Annotated in this window: 19 protein-coding genes; 15 read left to right on the top strand and 4 right to left on the bottom strand. The window is 36.2% G+C overall.

Annotation, left to right across the window (positions count from 1 at the left end; genetic code table 11):
- The first annotated feature begins 14 nt into the window (after nucleotides 1–14).
- The 14 genes from QWY88_RS07165 to QWY88_RS07100 all read left to right on the top strand — a co-directional run bounded on the left by QWY88_RS07165 (nucleotide 15) and on the right by QWY88_RS07100 (nucleotide 13,790).
- On the top strand, nucleotides 15–773 hold the full coding sequence (locus QWY88_RS07165; protein WP_304545573.1) for a DUF3450 family protein: 759 nt from the start codon (nucleotides 15–17) through the stop codon (nucleotides 771–773).
- Entirely contained in the window at nucleotides 773–2,077 is a 1,305-nt protein-coding gene (locus tag QWY88_RS07160; RefSeq protein WP_304545572.1) for a MotA/TolQ/ExbB proton channel family protein, read from the top strand. Before QWY88_RS07165 ends, QWY88_RS07160 begins: the two co-directional genes overlap by 1 nt.
- Nucleotides 2,077–2,694 (top strand): MotA/TolQ/ExbB proton channel family protein, encoded by a 618-nt coding sequence (locus tag QWY88_RS07155; RefSeq protein ID WP_304545570.1) that lies wholly within the window; start codon nucleotides 2,077–2,079, stop codon nucleotides 2,692–2,694. The genes QWY88_RS07160 and QWY88_RS07155 overlap by 1 nt, the downstream gene beginning before the upstream one ends.
- Nucleotides 2,684–3,088: an ExbD/TolR family protein gene (locus QWY88_RS07150; protein ID WP_304545568.1), complete on the top strand. Its 405-nt coding sequence runs from the start codon at nucleotides 2,684–2,686 to the stop codon at nucleotides 3,086–3,088. The genes QWY88_RS07155 and QWY88_RS07150 overlap by 11 nt, the downstream gene beginning before the upstream one ends.
- Before the next feature lie 2 nt (nucleotides 3,089–3,090).
- Nucleotides 3,091–3,726 carry an energy transducer TonB gene (locus QWY88_RS07145; protein WP_304545565.1) on the top strand — a complete coding sequence of 212 codons (636 nt, stop codon included), beginning with the start codon at nucleotides 3,091–3,093 and terminating at the stop codon, nucleotides 3,724–3,726.
- A gap of 10 nt (nucleotides 3,727–3,736) precedes the next feature.
- A complete protein-coding gene (locus QWY88_RS07140) occupies nucleotides 3,737–4,888 on the top strand; it encodes a tetratricopeptide repeat protein (protein ID WP_304545563.1) in 1,152 nt (383 codons plus the stop codon).
- Nucleotides 4,885–7,953 (top strand): TonB-dependent receptor domain-containing protein, encoded by a 3,069-nt coding sequence (locus QWY88_RS07135; RefSeq protein ID WP_304545561.1) that lies wholly within the window; start codon nucleotides 4,885–4,887, stop codon nucleotides 7,951–7,953. The genes QWY88_RS07140 and QWY88_RS07135 overlap by 4 nt, the downstream gene beginning before the upstream one ends.
- Nucleotides 7,954–8,100: 147 nt before the next feature.
- Nucleotides 8,101–9,021: a branched-chain amino acid transaminase gene (locus QWY88_RS07130; protein WP_304545560.1), complete on the top strand. Its 921-nt coding sequence runs from the start codon at nucleotides 8,101–8,103 to the stop codon at nucleotides 9,019–9,021.
- Nucleotides 9,022–9,075: 54 nt separating this feature from the next.
- Complete coding sequence (locus QWY88_RS07125) at nucleotides 9,076–10,170, top strand: SPFH domain-containing protein (protein ID WP_304546019.1); 1,095 nt, start codon at nucleotides 9,076–9,078, stop codon at nucleotides 10,168–10,170.
- Between the two features lie 3 nt (nucleotides 10,171–10,173).
- Nucleotides 10,174–10,857, top strand: a complete 684-nt coding sequence (hisIE, locus tag QWY88_RS07120) for a bifunctional phosphoribosyl-AMP cyclohydrolase/phosphoribosyl-ATP diphosphatase HisIE (protein WP_304545558.1) — start codon at nucleotides 10,174–10,176, stop codon at nucleotides 10,855–10,857.
- Nucleotides 10,858–10,862: 5 nt separating this feature from the next.
- The gene (locus QWY88_RS07115) at nucleotides 10,863–11,378 is read left to right on the top strand and encodes a DUF2393 domain-containing protein (RefSeq protein ID WP_304545556.1); all 516 of its coding nucleotides are present in this window, start codon (nucleotides 10,863–10,865) and stop codon (nucleotides 11,376–11,378) included.
- On the top strand, nucleotides 11,375–11,923 hold the full coding sequence (locus QWY88_RS07110) for a DUF2393 family protein (protein WP_304545554.1): 549 nt from the start codon (nucleotides 11,375–11,377) through the stop codon (nucleotides 11,921–11,923). Before QWY88_RS07115 ends, QWY88_RS07110 begins: the two co-directional genes overlap by 4 nt.
- 9 nt (nucleotides 11,924–11,932) lie before the next feature.
- Nucleotides 11,933–12,580 carry a response regulator transcription factor gene (locus QWY88_RS07105; protein ID WP_304545552.1) on the top strand — a complete coding sequence of 216 codons (648 nt, stop codon included), beginning with the start codon at nucleotides 11,933–11,935 and terminating at the stop codon, nucleotides 12,578–12,580.
- The gene (locus QWY88_RS07100) at nucleotides 12,573–13,790 is read left to right on the top strand and encodes an ATP-binding protein (protein WP_304545550.1); all 1,218 of its coding nucleotides are present in this window, start codon (nucleotides 12,573–12,575) and stop codon (nucleotides 13,788–13,790) included. The genes QWY88_RS07105 and QWY88_RS07100 overlap by 8 nt, the downstream gene beginning before the upstream one ends.
- Nucleotides 13,791–13,800: 10 nt before the next feature.
- Here the strand turns inward: QWY88_RS07100 and QWY88_RS07095 are convergent, their stop codons facing one another.
- The 3 genes from QWY88_RS07095 to purF form a co-directional block, all read right to left on the bottom strand.
- Nucleotides 13,801–16,581 carry a multiheme c-type cytochrome gene (locus QWY88_RS07095; RefSeq protein WP_304545548.1) on the bottom strand — a complete coding sequence of 927 codons (2,781 nt, stop codon included), beginning with the start codon at nucleotides 16,579–16,581 and terminating at the stop codon, nucleotides 13,801–13,803.
- Nucleotides 16,582–16,770: 189 nt separating this feature from the next.
- Nucleotides 16,771–17,736, bottom strand: a complete 966-nt coding sequence (gene mnmL, locus QWY88_RS07090; protein ID WP_304545545.1) for a tRNA modification radical SAM protein MnmL/YtqA — start codon at nucleotides 17,734–17,736, stop codon at nucleotides 16,771–16,773.
- Nucleotides 17,736–19,091 carry an amidophosphoribosyltransferase gene (purF, locus tag QWY88_RS07085; RefSeq protein ID WP_304545543.1) on the bottom strand — a complete coding sequence of 452 codons (1,356 nt, stop codon included), beginning with the start codon at nucleotides 19,089–19,091 and terminating at the stop codon, nucleotides 17,736–17,738. Before purF ends, mnmL begins: the two co-directional genes overlap by 1 nt.
- Nucleotides 19,092–19,262: 171 nt before the next feature.
- On the opposite strand from purF, the gene QWY88_RS07080 reads away from it, so the two are divergent.
- Nucleotides 19,263–20,066, top strand: a complete 804-nt coding sequence (locus tag QWY88_RS07080; protein ID WP_304545541.1) for a J domain-containing protein — start codon at nucleotides 19,263–19,265, stop codon at nucleotides 20,064–20,066.
- On the opposite strand, the gene QWY88_RS07075 is transcribed toward QWY88_RS07080, so the two are convergent.
- A complete protein-coding gene (locus QWY88_RS07075) occupies nucleotides 20,059–21,000 on the bottom strand; it encodes a DUF234 domain-containing protein (protein ID WP_304545539.1) in 942 nt (313 codons plus the stop codon). The two genes, QWY88_RS07080 and QWY88_RS07075, sit on opposite strands and share 8 nt — an antisense overlap.
- Nucleotides 21,001–21,016 lie beyond the last annotated feature (16 nt).

The following is a 21,016-nucleotide window of genomic DNA, read 5'->3' as shown; positions in this document are numbered from 1 at the left end:
TATATGGGGAGTCCATGTCTAAAAAAACAATTAGTATCGCTTTGAGTGTGCTGCTTAGCTCTACTATGTTAAGTGCAAATTCTGATAATATGGCTGAGTCTTTGATGAAACTTCGTGGAGAAGTGGAACATTTAGATACACAAATAAATGATGAAAAGGATGCTTATAAATCTAGTATGAAATCACTTTCTATTCAAAAAAGTGAACTAGAAGCTATGGTATCTCGTGAAGATCTTAAAATCAAACAGATTAACAAAGAGTTATCTGACATTCAAGCAAAAATCGTTGCTGCAAGTAAAAACTCTCAAGGTTTAAAACCGATAGTTATTGAAGCAATCGATAATTTGAGTGCAATGATGAAAACTTCTATCCCTTTTAAAACAAGTGAGAGAGTTGAGTCTGTTGAAAAAATCAAACAACAACTAAACGATTCTTTAATCACTCCTCAAAAAGCGCTTTCACAAGTATATAACGCATATAACGATGAGATTAGAATGACTAAAGAAAACGGTATTTTTAAACAAACTATCGTTTTAAACTCTGAGGAAAAACTAGCAGAGATAGCTCGTATCGGTACTGCTATGATGTTTTTCAAAACACCTAACGATACAGTTGGATATGTTGTGAAAGACGGTAACTCTTGGACTTATCAAGAGGAACTAAACAAAGAGAAACAAACTGAAATTTTAAGTATCTTTGATGCATTTAAAAAGCAAATTAGAACAGGGTATTTTACATTACCGAATGCATTAATTTTAAGTGAGGCAAAATAATGAAAAAAATATTTTTAGCACTATTGGTTTTAGCGACAACTATGTTCGCATCGACTGAACTTGAAGAAGCATATGCAAAAGAGTTCGCGTTTTTAAAAGCACAAAAAGAGATGTTAAAAGCAAGAGCTGATGAATTAAAATCTTCAAATGCTCAAAAACTTCAATCTGCAAAAAATGAGATAGAGAAACTACAACAACAAGTTTTAGCAAAAGAGACAAAAAGCCAAAACTTGAGTGATGCACTGTTTCAAGCGCAACAAAATTTGGAGACGATGAGTGATGATACTTCTTTAATTGAAGCGGTTATCTCTCAAGGGACATCATCATTAAAAGAGTACGGAATTGAGCTTCCTTTAAATAAAGATGACTATCCGGCTACATTAAAAGCATTATTTGAAAAATCTTTAGCGCTTAGAGATGATCTGTCATCTTTAAAAGTGGAAGAAGGAAGTTTTTACTTACAAGACGGATCGTTAGCACAAGGAAAAATCGTAAAAGTTGGAAATGTTGCTGCATACGGTGTAAGTGATAAAGCTAGCGGTATCTTAGTACCGGCGGGTGATCATAAAATGAAAATCTTTACTGCACAGCCTGCAGAAGATGTAGCAAACGCTTTAGTAAATGAACAAACACCTGAGAACTTGAAAATCTTTATCTACGAAAATGTAAACAAAGAGATTTCAGATACTGAAGAGAAATCAACTTTAGATGTTATCAACTCTGCAGGGATCATCGGATGGGTTATCGTAGCACTTGGTCTTGTAGGAATTTTATTTTTAGTATTAAGAGTGTTCTACCTGCAATCAAGTACAGGGGCAAAAACACTTCCAACAGATACATTAAGTTCACTTTTAGGCAGCGGTGTAAACTCTACTTTAGAGTTCTTAAAACCGAAAAAAGGTGCAACTGCCAGAGTATTAAAAGCTACTGTTAGAAATCTAGACAGAGATAGAGAACATGTTGAAGATATCATCTCAGAAGCTATCATTCATGAGAGCTCTCGTCTTGATAAATTAAGTTCAACTATCTTAGTTATCGCAGCGGTAGCACCGTTACTTGGTTTACTTGGTACGGTAACAGGTATGATCGCAACATTTGACATCATTACAGAGTTTGGTACGGGTGATCCGAAACTGCTTTCAGGCGGTATCTCGATTGCACTTGTAACAACTGAGTTAGGTCTTATCGTAGCGATTCCATTACTTCTTGGTGGTAACCTGCTTAACAGCTGGGCTGAAAGTATCAAAGACTCTATGGAGCATTCAGCACTTCATATTGTAAATGAGTACAACAAGCAAAAATAATGGATACTTTAGTGACATTTATTCATCAGTTCATTGCTTATATGAACAGTGGCGGTTTTGTAATGTGGCCACTGTTTATCTTAGTCTTTGTACTGTGGTATGGACTTGGATACAGATACCATACGATTCAGCGCGGAACTAAAAAAAGTCCACGTGTTTTAATCAGAAAATTTGCTTCCGGCAAAAGAGAAATCCCTAAAGGGATCATTGACAGTGCTGTTGTTGATGGACTTGGGCTTAAAGCAGAGATTGCTGATCGAAAGATGCTCAGAAAGTTTCTTGATGATAGATTTTATGTGTATCAACAAACACTTAACCAATATGCTAAGTTAGTGAAAACGGTTGTAATAGTAGCACCGCTTATCGGGCTTTTGGGAACGGTTATCGGGATGATTGAGACTTTTGATTCGTTAGCTTCTATGAGTTTGTTTTCACAAAGCGGCGGGATTGCAGGGGGTATCTCTCAGGCACTATTTACGACACAGTTAGGTCTTGTAGTAGCAGTACCCGGGCTTGTTATGGGACGACTTTTAGATAAGAAAGCTTCAAAAATGGAGCTTGATCTAGAGCAGATAAAAGATATTTTATGTAGTGAGGAAAATTTAGATGAGATTTAGACGCAAAAAGGATGATATCAGCGACGTAGATATGTCACCACTGATCGATATGGTATTTATCTTATTGATCTTCTTTATGGTGAGTTCAACATTTGTAAAAGATATGAAACTAGACCTTGAGCGTCCTGGTGCATCATCTGCTACGCGCGCATCTAGTAAAGTTATCAGAGTATATATAGATAACCAAGCAGATGTATACATAGACAATCAACCGATTAAGCTATGGGCTGTTCAAGGAAAGTTAAGAGATATGTTAAGAACATCAACAAACAAATCTGTACTTGTAATTACAGATAACTCTATTGCGGTAGAGAAACTTATAGAGCTTGTTGATCAATGTAGACTCTCAGGTGCTAAAGATGTTGCCGTTGCAACTAAGAAAGAGGTAGGTTAATTGTGAATAACAATACATTTTTACTGCGTCTAAAAGCTTTTGGATGGTCTGTTTTTGGTTTATTTTTTGTTTTTGTTGTTGTAATTGAGATGAATGAAAACGGAATGTTGCCTCAAAACAAAGCAGAGAAATCTCCAATGAGTTTTGAGATGCAACAAGTTGTCAAACCAAAACCGAAACCAAAACCGAAACCAAAGCCTAAAAGAACTCCGCCAAAAGCACATAAGGCTTCAAACACTCCTAAGATGAGTTCAGCACTTAGCGGGATAGATACAGGTTTAGAATCTTTTATGGATAGCTCTCTGGATGTGGATGATAACCTTTTAAAAGATGCTGATAAAAATGTAATCATGAATGAAAGCAGTGTGGACGAAGCTCCGAAACCTGCTCGTCGTTCAGCGATGGAATATCCTAAAAAAGCAAAGAAAATGGGGATAAAAGGGTATGTACTTTTAAACCTTTTAGTAGATGCAAACGGTGATGTTAGTAAGGTAAAAGTTTTAGAGAGTGAACCTGCAGGCGTATTTGATGATGTCGCAGTAGAGGGTGTAAAAACTTGGAAATTTACTCCGGCACAGTACAAAGGCAAAGCTGTAAAAGTTTGGGCTAAACAAAAAATTAGATTTGATTTTCAATAAGAGATAGATGATGAAATTACTTTTAACAACAATATTTACTATACTGCTAAGTACCGGTATTTATGCAGACACTAAGAAAAATCAAGACGAAGTTGACTATGTAGCACTGGCAACGGTTCTGATCAAAGACGGTTACTACACTCGTGCAAATGATGCACTGAATCAAGTTGACCTGGATGATGAAACGATCGATAAAGTGCAGTACTACACACTTCAAGGTTTGGTAAAAGGAAAGTTAGGGATGTATGAAGCATCTAACAAAAACTTTTACCTTGCGATCGAAGCGGGTCAAACGGAAAAAAGCATCTATCTTTACATTGCACAGAACAGTTTTAAGCTTAAAAAGTATGGAGAGGCTATTAAAGCTCTTAATAGTGCAAAGGCAATTGTACTGCAAAAACCAAACATTATGGCACTTAAAGCCGAGTGTTATTTTCAGCTTAAAGAGTACGACAGAGCATTGGATGTATTAGCAGACGTAAATACTATTCATCCGAAATATTACGATGCGTACAGACAAAGATTTGCATACTACATCTCTTTAGAACTTTATCAAAGTGCTCTGAAAGATGCGGAAGTGTATCTAACGCATGCAAAAGTAAATGAGAAAGTGTTACTTTCGTTTATCAGTGCATTACGTGAAGCAAAAGAGTACAAAAAAGCTACCCTTTTAGCTGAAAAGGCACATTTGAAATATGAAACAAATGTAAAGCTGATTATCTTACTTGCAACACTTTATATCGACCAAGATATGATCCATCCGGCAGCGGATCTTTTTGATCAGGCGTCATTGCTTGATAGAAAATATCTTAAAGATTCTGCAGAGATGTTTAGACGTTCAAGAGAATATGTACAGGCTCTATATAAGAACTCGCAACTTCTTGATCCAAAACAAAAATACAAACAAAAGATAGCAATCTATCTTGAGTACGGAAACTATGAAAAAGTACTTTCAACACGTAGTGCATTAGAGAGAAACGGTTTACTTAAAGATCAAAACATCCTCTATGCTTTAGCGTATTCTTATTACGTAACGGGTGATTTTGACGAGAGTGAAAAATTACTTAAACGCATTAGCGATTCGGAACTTTTCAAAAAAGGGATCGAATTGAGAAAAAATATGAACAAATGTAAAAATAACCACTGGGAGTGTACACTATGAGATATCTATTACTAATATCCCTTTTTATCACAACAATGTTTGCACAAGGTTTGGGATCACTCTCTTTAGTTGTACTTAAAGAGGGGAAAGCACTCTCAAACCAAGAGTTTAAAATCTATAAGAAAGTAGATGGAAAACTTGATGACCTTAATGTTTTAAGCGGTAAAACAGATAGTGACGGATATTTCTTTTCAAAGTTATCTGAGGGTGAATACCAGATTCAACTCGTAGCAAAAGAAGATGGTAAAGTACAAGTATTTGTGAGAAAAAACGTAGCAGTTGCAGCGGATAAAGAATCGCAAATAATTGTTTCACTGAAAAATGACAACACAATTGCTTTTGTTGATTCGGAAGCACCTGATTCTAAAGAGCAAAATGCTAAAAAAGATCAAAAAGCTTTAGAGAAGGGGAGTGTTCTTTTAACATTGTCATCATCTGAAAACAAAAAGAAAATCGCCAATGCGACTATTTTTGTTAAGGGTACGCAGATCGAGGCAAAAAGTTCTAAGGAGGGTTTTGTAGAGCTTAATCTTCCGGCAGGTGAGCAAACGGTATCGATTATTCACCAAGATTTCAGCGCACAAACTATGAAAGTAAACGTAGTTGCAAACGAAGCAGTTACAAAATATGTAGAACTTACTCCTGCGGGAATGGAGTTAGACGAGTTTGTAGTACTTGCACCACATCTAGACGGTAGTGTAGAAGCGGTAATTGCTGAGGAGAGAAACTCTGATGCAGTTGGAAACGTACTTGGAAGCGAGCAGTTTGGAAAAAGCGGTGACAGTAGTGTCGCTTCAGCTCTGAAACGTGTGAGCGGTATTACAATTGTCGGCGGTAAATATGTATATGTAAGAGGGCTTGGTGATAGATACTCTACGGTTATGTTAAATAACTTGCATATCCCTTCACCTGAACCGACAAAAAGGGTAGTACCACTTGATATTTTCCCAACTTCAGTTGTTGAGAGTATTACAATTCAAAAATCATACACGGCAGATCTTCCTGCATCATTCGGCGGGGGTACTGTACTTATTAAGAGTAAAGATATTCCAAAAGGGAATGACGGGTATGCGAAGTTAGGATTGGAAGCTTTATACAACGATTCTACAGGGAAACAAGTTTTTACTAACAGTTCAAATTCGACACCGCTTCCTTCAAGTGTTTTAAACGGTGGAAACAACGTTGGCGGGATAGCTGTCACACAAGATGTTGCAAATGCAAGAACTTTAAACCGTGAGAGCACAACATTACCGGCAGGGATGAAGTTAGAAGCTAGTGCAGGAAAAAGTTTTGAGATTACAGATGATGTAAGTATCGGTGCTTCAGCAACATTCTATTATAAAGACAGTGCTGACAATGATGATGTAGTATATGACAAGTATTTCTTTGACAGAAATACAAACCAGGTTATTCATGATAACCATACTGAAACAAGTACAAGCACGTTAACAACAGAAACATCGGGTATGGTAAACGTTGGAGTTGATTATTTTGAGAACAATAAACTCAAATATACTTTCTTTACGACAGAAAAAGTTCAAGACAGAACTACAGTGGGTTCAATTGATTATACCGGTTCGGCAGACGATCGTGAAAAAACTTACTTAGAGTATGTAACGAAAAACTTAGATATGCAACAACTAAGCGGTATAAATGAACTGCGTTTCGGAGCTAAAACTGACGGTTACTTTGACAATATCATAGTTGAATGGGCTGCAGAAAAATCAGAAGCAAAACGTGAAGAACCGGGTACTGTAGAGTATAACTACAGACATGAATCGTCAGGGTTAAACTGGGACAGAAAAAACTGGTACTACTACTTTGTACTTAATGATGAAGTTGAAAACTACAGAGCAGATTTTTCGTTACCGTTTGAATTAAACGAACAAGACAACTATACGAAGTTTGGTATGTTTGTGTATAGCAAAACGAGAGATTTCGACAGTAGAAGATTTAAAATGTATAGTACTAACTTTACTCCGATGAGTGAAGATATGGATACTATCTATGATAAATATGCATCTTCACTTGATTTTTCGGCTTCATATAGAGATACGGATTCGTATCAGGCGACACAAGATGTTACGGCATTTTACTTGAAGCAACTTTTATCGGTTACTCATGATTTTGATATCGTGGCATCGGTACGTCAAGAGACATCAACGCAACAATTGACAGATGCAGCGGCAACGTATGCTCCTCTTGAAACAGCAGATATCTTCCCTAGTTTAGGGTTGACATATAGATTTGACAATGATGATATGCAGCTGCGTTTTGCATATGCGACATCGATTTCAAGACCGGACTTTCGTGAGTTTAGTAACAGTAGATACAAAGACCCGATTACGGAAAATATTGTATTTGGTAACCCTGAGCTAAAAGCAACATACATAGACCATTTAGACTTAAAATATGAGTGGTACCTCTCAAGTGATGAGGTGTTCTCTGTTGCACTATTCTCCAAAGAGTTCACGGACCCTATCGAGAAAGTTATCAAGCTTGACGATGCACAGGACAATACGTTCTTAGAAACGTATCAAAATGCAGATTCGGCAACAAGTTACGGTGTTGAAGTTGATTTACGTAAGAGATTTGGATTTATCAATGATAGATTTACAAACTTACTTTTAGCAACAAATGTGGCATACATAAACTCTGAAATCAAATTGAATTCAGATCCTAACAACCCATATACAAGCAGACTGACAAGCAAAACAAGAAGTATGCAAGGTCAGTCGCCGTATGTTGTGAACTTAACTTTAGGTTACGATAATGCAGATAGCGGAAATAGCGCACTTTTCTTATTCAATCAGATTGGAGAGAGAATTGTATCGTTAGGAACTGACGGAAATGAAGATATCTACGAACAACCGTTTAGTAAACTTGATTTTGTAACAAAATGGAAATTACTTGATAAAAATGACGGTGGTTTTTTCGAGTATGCAATCAGATTTAAAGCTGAAAACCTGCTTGATAGTGAATTACAATATAAGCAAGGTGAAAACATTGTTTCAACAACTAAACCGGGAAGATATTATTCTCTAAAACTAGATATTAAATATTAAAAACTCTCCTTTACACACTGCATAATTCCTAGTTTATTTAGGAATTATGTACTACTTATATCTCCTATAAAAAGTTTAATACAACATAAACATCATTTTCGATACAATAACGCAATTTTATATGTAATTCTTATTGGAGAAAATTAAATGGATGCAGCCAAATATATTTGGATGAATGGCGAATTTGTAGCATGGGATAATGCAAAAACACACGTACTTTCACACACACTTCACTATGGAAATGGTGTAATTGAAGGGACAAAAGCATACAAGACTGCAAAAGGGTATGCAATTTTTCGTTTAAATGATCATACGAAAAGATTAAAAGAATCGGCAAAAATGACACTTATGGAGATTCCGTACAGTGTAGAAGAGATGAACGAAGCACAGATCGAACTTTTAAGAAAAAATGAGTTCACTGGAGATAACGTATATATCAGACCATTTGCATTTTTAGGTTACGGTGTAATGGGTGTTTATCATAAAAACGCTCCTGTTGAAACTGTAATGGCTGCATGGGAATGGGGTGCATATCTTGGAGAAGAGGGTTTAAGAAAAGGTATTAAACTTAAAATCGCTTCTATGACAAGACCTGCGAATACTTCAAACATGGGTAAAGCAAAAGCTACTGCAAATTACTTAAATTCACAAATGGCAAAATATGAAGCTATTGACTGCGGATATGACGAGGCACTTTTACTAGATGACCAAGGGTATGTTGCAGAAGCAAGCGGTGCATCATTTTTCATGATCAAAGATGGTGAGATAATTACACCGCCAAGTGACAACGCTTTAGCATCGATTACACAAAAAACTGTAATAGAGATGGCAGAAGATATGGGCTACAAAGTAAGCCGTCGCCGTATTACTCGTGAAGAGGTATATATTGCAGATGAAGCGTTCTTAACGGGAACTGCTGCAGAGATTACACCTGTTGCACAAGTAGATGCTAGAATTATCGGTTGTGGTTCTCGCGGTGAGATTACAGAGAAACTTCAAAGTACATATTTTGATATTGTATTTGGACGTAATGCAAAATACGAGCACTATTTAACATATATTGACTAAACAGATAAAAGAACTAAAAAGAAAGAAGAGAATATGAAAGAAGAGAGTATGAAAATGGCCTCGGATATGAACGATTATTTTAATAAGAAAAAAAGTGAAAGCGGTTATAAAAAAACGTCATCAAACTCTGGTGGCGGTAACAGTGGTGGACCAAAAGGTCCGCAAATGCCAAATATAGATTTTAATTTTGGCGGCGGAAAAGCTGGACTGTTATACTTTATTATCGCTATCGTAATTGTTCTTGTTCTTGCAAAACCTTTTACGATTATCGAAGAGGGGCAAAGAGGTATTTTAAGTACAAACGGTAAGTACGAAGATCAAGCACTTTTACCGGGACTTCATTTCATCATCCCTGTTATCCAAAAAGTGTATCTTGTAGATACAAAAGTACGTGTAATCAACTATGCGACTAAAGTTGAAATGAGTGCTAACAATTCAGGGATTTTAACAAAACCTGCAATTACGGTTCTTGATAAACGTGGTTTACCGGTAAGTATCGAACTTACTGTTCAGTACCGTCTAAACTCACAACTTGCAGCACAAACGATCTCTAACTGGGGATTCAGCTGGGAAGATAAAATTATTAACCCTGTTGTTCGTGACGTTGTTCGTAACGTTGTCGGTAAATATGAAGCGGAACTTTTACCACGTGAGAGAAACACGATAGCACGTGCTATTGAAACTGGTATTCGTGAAAATATCGAAGGTTTAGAGAACTCTCCGGCTATTTTACAATCGGTTCAGCTTCGTGAGATTGTTTTACCTCAAAAAGTAAAAGAACAGATTGAGCGCGTTCAAGTTGCAAAACAAGAAGTTGAGCGTGCACAACAAGAAGTAGAACGTGCAAAACAAGATGCATTAAAACGTGCAGCTGAAGCACAGGGTGTGGCTGAGAAAGCTCGTATTGAAGCACAAGGTAAGGCAGATGCCGTAACTATTGAGGCAAAAGCAAAAGCAAAAGCAAATGATTTAATCTCAAAATCGTTAACACCAAAACTTTTACAACTAGAGCAGATCAAAGTTCAAGGGAAATTTAACGAAGCACTTCAAACAAATAAAGATGCAAAAATCTTCTTAACGCCTGGTGGTTCAACTCCAAATATTTGGGTTGATATGAAAAACGCTAAACAAAGAACAACGGCTCAGTAGGTTATGAAAGAGATTGTTAACAGAGTAGACTGGGAGAAGCAGGAGCTTCTTCCTGTCATTGTTCAGGAAGTTTCAACGAATGAAGTGCTCATGATGGCATACATGGATAAAGAGGCACTAGGGCTTTCTTTAGAGACAAATATTGCACATTATTACTCTAGAAGTAAGCAGCGTATTTGGAAAAAGGGTGAGAGCAGCGGACACATCCAAACAATTCATTCTTTTAATCTTGACTGTGACAACGATACTCTTTTGATTAAGGTTACACAAGAGGGTGTAGCATGTCATACGGGACGTAAATCTTGCTTTTTCACAGAGCTAAAAAGCGGTGAAACAACTAGCGAGGTTGAAGTAGATACAACTGCAGCCTACGGTGTGATCGATACACTGTACCATACGATTCAAGAGCGTAAAAATGCAGATCCTTCAACATCTTGGACGGCAAAACTTTTACATAAAGGTGAAAATACAATTTTGAAAAAAGTTGTAGAGGAAGCCGGAGAGTATTGTTTTGCGCATAAAGACAACGATGAAGAGGAGATGGTATATGAGGCGGCAGACCTTACATACCACATGTTAGTTGCACTTGCCAGCAAAAACATCTCTCCTGATCGCATTAAGCAAGAGCTTGCCCGTAGATTCGGAATGAGCGGAATTGCCGAGAAAAACTCAAGGGACGATAAGTAGGTAAGATGCAGGGTAGTAGGTTTAAGAGTTTTATTGACGGATTAATTACACAAGATTATATTCTCTTTGGAACTGTTTTACTTACCTTCTTAATTTTAATCATCCTAGCGATCGTATTACGTAACCGATTAAAAACCGCAGTGTTTTTAGTCCTTTTAGCATTTGGAATTTTCATAATCGCTCCCACTTACGGATATATAGAACTTCATAAATATCTTTTTAAAAATAAAGTTGAACTACTCAGTCAAAAAAAACTTAGCTTTGTAGAAGCGGTCGTTGTAAAAGGGAAAATTACCAACCTCTCTAAAAGGGATTTTTCTCAGTGTAAGATCGTTGCATCTGCGTATAAAGTGACAAGTAATAAGTTTAAAAACTATATCTACGAATTAAAGCCTTTTAAAAAAATGTCGATAACTAAAGATAATATTTTAAAAGGTGAAACGCAAGAGTTTAAAATTATTGTAGAGCCTTTTAGATACCAAAATAATTATAATATTTCTCTAGAGGCTGATTGTAAATGACTGCATTAAACTACGTACATTATATAACTTTTTTTGTAATATTTCTTCTATTCGTCGTTGGGGTGTATAAATCTTTCAAACAAAAAAAAGCTTCATTAAAAACTTCAATGCTTTTTACTACAGTATTAGTTAGTGTATTTTTAGCAATTTTCAGTGTCTTTGTTGTTGATAAATATACAAAGTCGGCAAAGCTTTATAAGGTAAAGAATAAACGCCTGTTGAGTATTGAAAAGATTGTTTACAGCGGTGTAGTAAAAAATACAGGTAGTTTCCCCATCGGTAAAGTTACTATAGAGATTAAGCTGGTTAACCGAGGTCATGCTACGGGTAATGTAAAAGGGGGAAGCTTTTACAAGTCTACAGGCTTTTTTGAGTTTTTTAACGACGGCCTTGGATTTGAGAGAGATAAACCGCAAACTATCATTAAAAAATTTGTGATCGCAAAAGATATGAAACCTGGAAAAGCAGAATCTTTCAGAGTTTACTTTGAATATCCTCCATATTTTACAAGTACAGCAGACTATATTAAACTTGAAGCTCACTAGGAGTTAAGTGTGCGAATTTTAATGTTAGAGGATGATCTCGTTCTAGCAAAACTTGTAAGTACTTTTTTATTACTCCATTTTAGAGTAGATACCGTCCATACAATCGAAGAAGCGAAGGTATATATAGCACAGTTTAATTATGATGTCGTACTCCTTGATCGTAATATTAACGGTGTAGATATAGGTCTTGAACTTATTGAGACTATTAAAAAGAAAAGTGCTTTAACAAGCATTATAGTAATTAGTGCTTATGACAGCATAGGGGATAAGATCAAAGGCTTAAATCTAGGTGCTGATGATTACCTTGACAAACCTTTTGACAATGACGAACTACTAGCCCGTATCCATGTCCAGGGGAGAAAAAATCAACCGCTTCCTGAAGTTTGCATAGATGGCTTGACATGTAATACGGTTGAAAAAACATTACTATATGAAGGGGAAGTGATCTCACTCTCTAAAAAAGAGAACAACCTTTTTTTCTATCTGCTGCAAAAAAGAGGTTCTATAATCTCCAAAGATGAATTACTGGATGCCCTTTATATCAATCCTCAAAATATCTCCTCAAATACGTTAGACGTTACCATTAAAAACATTAGAAAAAAACTACCTATATCATTGATCAAAACGATTAAAACAAGGGGATACACTATTGAATAAGTACTCTTTACAAACAACACTTTTAATTTATATGAGTGTTACAGTTATTTTTATAACACTAGTTTTAGGTTCATATATTATTTCAGATCACAGACGTTCATTAGAACAAAATTTATTATATAAAATGCATATAATTGCACATTACATAGTAGAGTCTAAATTATATATGAACTCTTCTAAGAATTTTAAAACAGAGTATATTGAAACAGAAAAAAATTTTCATCCGGAGAGTTTTGATACATTAGAAGATATCGAAGTATCTTATGTTGATAATATTCCGAAAAACCTACCTTTATTAAGTCTTGTAGAAATACTTCCTAATGATAAATATGTAGTTCTTATTGCAAATGAAGAGGGAGTTAATAAAGAAGTTCATACACTAATATTGGAGTTAGGTCTTGGTTTATTATTTTTATTACTATTTGCTATTGCGATATTCCACTTATTGTTAAAAAAACTTCTTTACCCGTTAAAATGTTTAGTCTCTTATTGTCATGCAGGTGCACAAAAACAAGACTCTTTAGAGATATGTTCAGGAAGTTACGAGATCAATGCGCTCAAAGATGCAATTTTAAATCTTCAGCAAAAAAATCAACTCTTATGTAAAGAGAAGCAAGATATTTTTAAAGAGGCGGCTCATGAGATTAAAACACCGATATCTATCTTAAAAGCAAGACTTGACCTCTTCTCAAAAAGCGATATGGATAAAGAGGAGTTTTTACACGAGAGTAATAATGACATCAATACTATCAGTAATAAACTAAGAGAACTTATCTTTTTAAAAGCGATTGAGTGGGATATACAGCAAGAAAAAGAGTTTGTTCCGATGCAAAATCAATGTAGTATGATGCAGGAGTTGTTTAAGCCTATTCTTGCAAAAAAAGAGCTCCATATGATCTCAAACCTGCAAGAAGATTTTTCTCTTTACATTCATAAAGAAGCGATTGGCAGAGTGATGCAGGCTATATTTGAAAATATTTTTATGCATACGAAAAACGGAACAACGATCAACACTTATGTAGATGCCAAAAAACATCAACTGAAAATCGTAAATGAGATAGACAATAAAAGTGATGAGTTACTTTTTAGTTCCCACATTGGAACAAAGCTTATTAAAAGACTTGCAGATAAATTAGAGTATACATACGATGCGTATGAGAAAGATGGATTGTTTTATACTGTAATTACTTTTGAAGGGCAGGAGGGGTAGTTACGGAGAATTAATTCTCCGTAACTGTTTTGCTAAATACTTCTGTAACTAGAAGTTTTTTACTATCGCTTAATGCTTGGTCTAACCAACCATCTGCACCTGTTAAGAATTTACCGTTTGCACCTTTTTGCATATAGTAAACTTTGTATGTAGTCGATACGCCTGTTTTTCCAGAGATATCATAAGTAAGTGTGTATGTCTCAGTCTCATTTGGACTTAAACGGTTATCACTTTCTACCATGTTTGAATCAAATCCAGGACGTACTACAAATACCGTAGGTGTAGAAGTATTATTATCTAAATCATACTTTTTACCTGTTTCATGTCCATAGATACGAGTAAAGTTTGTCGTATCAGTACTGTTAATGATTGCAGCATTAAATACGGTACCTTTAGTATCTGTACCATCAATATATTGATTTGCAATAGTTGTATCTGCTCCAGTTATCGTAACATTTTCAGCAGTAAACTTTTGACTTGATACTGCACTACCGTTAAGATCAGCTACTTTTCCTGGGAAATCTAATGCATCACTACCGTTTAGGTTTACAGATACTGAACTAGCAGCACTGCTATGAAGTGTTTTTCCTGTAAGTGTTGCAACACTGTTTGTTATATCTCCAAATGTAGATGCTCCCGTAGCACTTACAACCGGTAACATAGTCCCATTTTCATCTGTAACGATAATACGGCTTAATGTTCTTCTCATAGGATGAGCACCAGGGAACATATGTGCAGTTTTATTTGTAATAGTAGTTGTAACAGTTAGTATATTACCGCTAACAGATGTTGTAACATCAGCATTAAAACCGCTTTTTATTTTAGCGACAGCTGCTGCTTTATCCCCACCTGTTTTACTAGCACCTAGGAATGCATGAGAGTTTAACCATCCACTTGCAACAGGGTTCTCATCACCGAATCCTTCACTGTCATCAGCATAGAAGTGTGAAGTAAGTAATGTTTTGTCTGTAAAGAGTTTATCCGGACTTGCCCATTGATGTAGTACTTTGCCTTCAATACGCTCCATATGACACTTAGTACATTTTGGAGAAGTTGCTGTATCTTGGATATTATCATCAGTTCCGGTTGTAACTGCATTCCATGTAGAACATAGTTCCATAAATTGTCCCGCACCATCTTCACCGCTTGGCACTGCTGCACCTGCACTTCTTTGGTGACAAGATAAACATAATGTTTTTCCGTTGTTTCCAAAATGATTGTTTGTAGCATAATCAAAATCAGGATGTACTTGAGCAGTTCTGTTTGTCTCATCAGTACTGTTTTCATTTCTAAGACCAGTTACACCGAAAGGTCCATAGAACGGTCCACCTGTATAATGTACTTTTCCGTCTGTACCGTTAAGATCTTTACTCGCCATAGTGTATCTACCGTCAGCAGATTTTGCTATATCGTAATCATTTACATTTTTTGGCGTACTTGCAGGATTACTATATTTTTCAGGTCCCCAAAGTCTAAAGAACTTATTCATATCCGGATCAGTTGCATCTACATTATAGTTTAGAGCTGTTCCTGCTGCAGCTTTTACCGGTCCATGCGGTCCTACACGTAGATCTTTAAGGAGTGTATAGCTTGCAGGATCCTGCGTTAGTCCCATTAATCTTGGAGTTTCTATACTATGACAAAATGCACAGTTAATCCCTTCACGGTTTGCTTCATGACCTACATGGTAAGAGAGTTTATATAAAGTACCGGTTGTATGACTTACTGCAACTACACTTGCTTCTTGTGTAGGATCATAAGTCGTAGTTGTCGTTGCCAGATTGCTTTGATCATTAGCTTGAGCATTTTGTAAAGCTGTTGTATCTGCACCTGTTTGAAGCGTTGTAAGTGTAGCTTTGAAGTCACCTGCATAATAAGCTGCCGGAGCATGACATTTTACACATGTAAGAGCTACTTTAGATACCATCGCTTCAGTATATGGTATACCACCTACACTTGTCTTATCTTCACCGATTTTATTGATCTGCGTTCGTAAAAAGTCTTGGTATTTACTTTGGAAAATAGGATCTGACCAAGATTTTCCGTGCATAGAGCCTTTCCAAGTATCGTAGAGTTCATTATGACAGTTTTGACATTTGTTATCTGCACTGTCAAATAATGTATGCCCGTAACCTTCACCTGTATGGTACTCTGCAGCTGCAGCACTCGATAAAGCCTCTCTCGTCTCACCTTTATAATCAGTATATAAAATTTTTGCATCTGGTTCTGCTGCTAATGTAGCTGCCAAATGGGTACGAGCTTCTTCTATTGTTTTGATCTGTGTCTGATTTAAATCGTTTGCCTGAAGTTTTGTTTGCAGTTCATTTGCACCTATTAAGTGTGTCGCATTTACTTCAAGTGAAGTGATGCTGTTTTCAGTTGCCCACTCTTGAACTGCTGTACGTGTTTGACTGGTAACAGATATACCGTTTGTTGCATTTCCGTCATCATCGATTGATTGAAGAAAAGTAATAACGGCATCATCTGTTTCAATAATCTTTTTACCGTTTGTAAGATTTGCAGAAGAGATATTTCTAAGCGTAATATCTCCTAATCGTAAAGATACACTATCTCCCGCATTAAATTTAAATGAGCCATCACTTCCCGTATAACCTTGATAACCACCAGAAGTATTGTAGTCTACTCCGGCAACCGCTGAGTCTAAATAATACCCAGTTAAAGACGGTGTAGTGCTTGTTACACTACTTGTGTCACTATCTGAACCACAACCACTAAATCCACTTACAAGAAGTGTAGTAAGTGCTATAGAACCTAAAGTTGCATACTTCATATATTCCCCTTTGTATTTTATAGAATAGAATCTAACAGGAAATAGTATATAAAATCAAGATGAAAAAATTATGAAAAAATATTATTTTTTATAATAGATTGAAAATTAATGAAGGTTTTATAGCATTAAAAAATATTATGTTTCTGTAGGTAACAAGAGGAGGATGAAGTATTAGTATTTTAAATACTACTAATACTTAAGACCTATCTTTTTAAGGGCGGCATTTATGTGTCGAACTTGTTTGTTCTTATCACGGCACCAATCAGGTGCGATCAAAGAGTTGTCATCAATCCCTGCGGTAATTCTTTGTACATTGATATTTGCAGGCTTCATCTCTATCGCTTTTATAAGGGTATCGAGATAGAGCTCTTCTGTGATCGGAGTAAATTCTCCACGTGCATACTCATTTGCTAATGCTGTACGTTTTACAACATAAAGCGGATGGTATTTTACGGAGTCTATTCCCCATTCATAAGCTTGTTTTGCAGTCTCTAGCATCATCTCCTGAGTCTCATCTGGAAGACCGAAGATTAAGTGACCGCATACATTTAAGCCGGCTTTTTTAGACTTTAATATCCACTCTTTTACATTGGCACTATCATGCCCACGGTTAATTCTGTCTAATGTTTTATCGTATACAGACTGAATTCCAAACTCAATCCATATCTCTTTTTCACGTGCAAGCTCAGATAAATATTCTAAAGTTTCATCGGTAATAGAGTCGCTTCTAGTCCCTATACTAAGACCTACTACATTAGGAAATGTAAGTGCTTTATCGTAAAGTGCTTTGAGTGTTTCAAAGGGTGCGTAAGTATTTGTAAAAGATTGAAAATATACGAGAAATTTTTCAGCTCCGTACTCTTTTGCTTGTCTTGCAGAAATAGCTTGAAATTGTTGTTCAAGTTGTAGTAGCTGTTTTTCTAGAAAAGGGTTCTCTTTTGAATCGAGGTTAAGATGAAACCCTTTGAGTTCTTGTACCTGATCGGTACTTGCACTAAAAGAGTCGTTTTCACAAAAGGTACATCCACCTTTTGCTACTGTTCCATCTATATTCGGGCATGTAAAGCCTGAGATGTTTATACCAACTTTATAAACTTTGCAGCCAAATTTGTCTTTGAGATAGCCGCCAAATGTATATATTTGTTTTAAAGACATTAAACGATGTAGTTACCCGTAAAACATGCTGTACAATATGTGTCTTCTTTTGCATTTACACTGCGAAGTAAAGCTGCTTCGTCAAGGTATGCTAAAGAATCAGCTTCGATATATTTACAGATCTCATCAACACTCATATTTGCTGCAATGAGTTTATCTTTGTCCGGTGTATCAACTCCGTAGAAACAAGGATCAGTTGTCGGTGGAGAAGAGATACGCATATGTACTTCGGCAGCACCTGCTTCTTTTAACATTCTTACGATTCTTCTTGAAGTTGTTCCACGTACGATAGAGTCATCGATAACGATAACTTTTTTACCCTTGATCACTTCAGGCATAGGTGAAAGTTTCATTTTTACTTTTAGATCTCTCATCTCTTGAGTAGGCTCGATAAATGTACGACCGATGTAGTGATTTCTCATAATACCCATCTCATAAGGGATACCGCTCTCTTGAGCATATCCGATAGCAGCCGGGACACCACCGTCTGGAACAGGAATAACAACATCAGCTTCAATAGGCTCAATTCTCGCTAACTCTTTACCCATATCTTTTCTTGTTTGATACACTGACTGACCAAATACAGTTGAATCTGGACGAGCGAAATAAACATACTCAAAGATACAGTGTTTTGGAGTCGGTTCAAATACCTTGATACTTTGTGGAGCTTTACCTTCTTCAAAAACTAAAAGTTCACCCGGTTCTACGTCACGGATAAATGTAGCACCTACAAGATCAAACGCACATGTTTCACTCGCAACTATATAGCCGCCGTTTCCAAGACGACCAAGGCTTAAAGGACGGAAACCATGGCGATCACGCATAGCAAACATTTTTGTTCTACTTAAAAATACAAGTGAAAATGCACCCTCGATTTTCTCAACAGCATCGATGATACGATCAAGAAGTTTTTCTTTTGAACTTTTTGCAATCAGGTGGATAAGGTTTTCAGTATCCATAAATGTTTGAAAAATTGCACCTTTTTCAATAAGTTGATTTCTAACAGCCTCTGCATTTGTAAGGTTACCGTTATGAACGATAGCCATTTCGCCAAGATCGTATCTTGCAAAAACAGGTTGTGCATCAAGGATAGAATCATCCCCTGCAGTTGAATATCTTGTATGACCTATAGCACTTGTTCCTCTAAGAGTTTCTAAGTTTTTTTCGTTAAAAACTTTCATTACTAAACCACGGTCTTTGATGGTATGAACTTTTGTACCATCAGCTGAACTTATTCCTGCGGCCTCTTGACCACGGTGTTGAAGAGAATGGAGCGAGAAGTAAGCAAGTTTTGAAGCTTCTTCATGACCAAAAATCCCAACTACTGCACATTTTTCATTCATATTTTCGAGCAAGATAGAGTCCTTATATATATCTACTTAAATTAATGTCGTAATTATACTCAAAAAAACTATAAAGAAGATGAAAGTTCTTTCCGATACTTTCTTAATCGAAGAGAAGTTTAAGATAGGAATTGGAACTGTTTTTGCTTTTTAATTTCTATCAAACAAAATAGGTAGGAGAGAATGGATATAGTATTGCGCAATAACCTTATTCTTATTACTACAGGGTTTGATACCCTAAATACACCTTGGATGAGGGAATTTCTAAACCATCATACACGCGGTATGCTGTTCTTGCCTAAAGCGGTATTAGTGTTTAGAAACGAGTCTTTAAAAGAGATTAGGGAAGAGTTTTTACATAAACTCAGTGCCCATCATGCACAAGTACACGATTTTAATCATCAGTTTTTTCTACGCTCGATGTTAAAGTTCGGTTCTCAACCGATCAAAATAGAACTTGATAAAATGGAAGAACCGGAAAATGTGAAAGTAAATCTTTACGCATACGATAAAAATACGGTCTTAATCTCTTTAGAAAAACCAAATTCATGGGTAACTAACTATATGCGCTCACAACTTGAAGTGTATGTGGAGCGTGGAACCGATGTCTCTTTAGTTGTAGATGTTAGTGATTACAAGGCAAAAGCTAGACTTGAACGCGCGTTAAACAAGCGACACATTTTGCATTATCAGATCCAATATACTTTCGATAATAAGTTTATGTCAAAACTTTATAGTGATTTTGCAAGTTATAGTTTCGGTGATCTCGTAAAAGAGAGTGAACAAGAGAGTAAAAAACAGTTTTATACTATTTTAGAGTGTCCGGTAGGTGCGAGTCAGGATGCCTTGAAGAAAAGTTATAAAAAACTTACTAAAGTGTACCATCCAGATAAGATCTTTCACGAAGAGCCTCATATGGTTGAACACTATACAAACAAGTTCCAACTGCTTCAAGAAGCGTATGAAGCATTGAAAATTGTCAGCTAAAAAGGTGAGGTAGGGCACACTCTTTAGAGTTGCTTTTTACAAGGGCTTTAAAATCATCACTTGTATAAAGTCCAAGCTCGGCACCCTGCATCGCTTCAAGCTCTTTAGAAAATCCCCGTTTTGAAAATAAGACGATTTGAGTAGGGATGAGGTTGAGTTTTTCACACTTATCCCGAATTTTATGAAGCTCTTTTTTATTTACCTTATGATTGGTCCATTTACATTCACCGACATAAATTCTGCCGTTTTTTGTCACAGTCAAGATATCTATTTCAACATTAGCATCCCAGTAACTCCCAGAACTGATAATATGAGCATCTCTTAAGTTATAGTTTAGCAGAAGTTCTGAAAGCTCTTCATACACTAAGCTTGTATAGGAGTTGTGTTTTTGTTCAAACTCATCGAGTACTTTTTCAAAATCTCCCTCTTTAATCGCTCTGATGTTGGGACTTATAAAATAGAACCAAAAACGTATAAAAGGGTAGGTGAAAAATACTTTATGGGAGATTCTATGTCTTGCATCTGCACGTTTTAGCTTTGCATTGGGTGAGTCTTCTCTTGGGTGTTTTTCACGGGAATATTCCATCTCGATCAACCCTTTCTCTTGAAGATAGTTGATCGCAGCACCACCGTTACTGTTGTTAAGACCAGCTCTGTTAAAAGCGGAAAAGATTCTTCGATCACCAACTGCTAAAGAGCGAAGAAGTCTTTTATACTCTTTGTTTCCGAGTGTAAACTCTTCGATCTTCTCATGAAGTGATTCAAAGTTTTCTAAAACTAATGTTTGGATAAGCTCTTTGAGATCTTTTGTCGTATCTATTTGCCAGTCCAGTCCGCCAAAAACTGAAAAGTAAGATATCTGTGTCTCCATATCATCAGGGTAATTTTTAAAATAAAATGAGCGAAATTGCTCTAACAGCCTCAAGTTTGTCATAGAGGTATTTTAGCAC

Source organism: Sulfurimonas sp. hsl 1-7, assembly GCF_030577135.1.
In the GTDB taxonomy this organism is placed as follows: Bacteria; Campylobacterota; Campylobacteria; order Campylobacterales; family Sulfurimonadaceae; genus Sulfurimonas; species Sulfurimonas microaerophilus.
The sequence above is the reverse complement of the archived record's forward strand: the minus strand, read 5'-3'. Positions and strand labels throughout refer to the sequence as shown.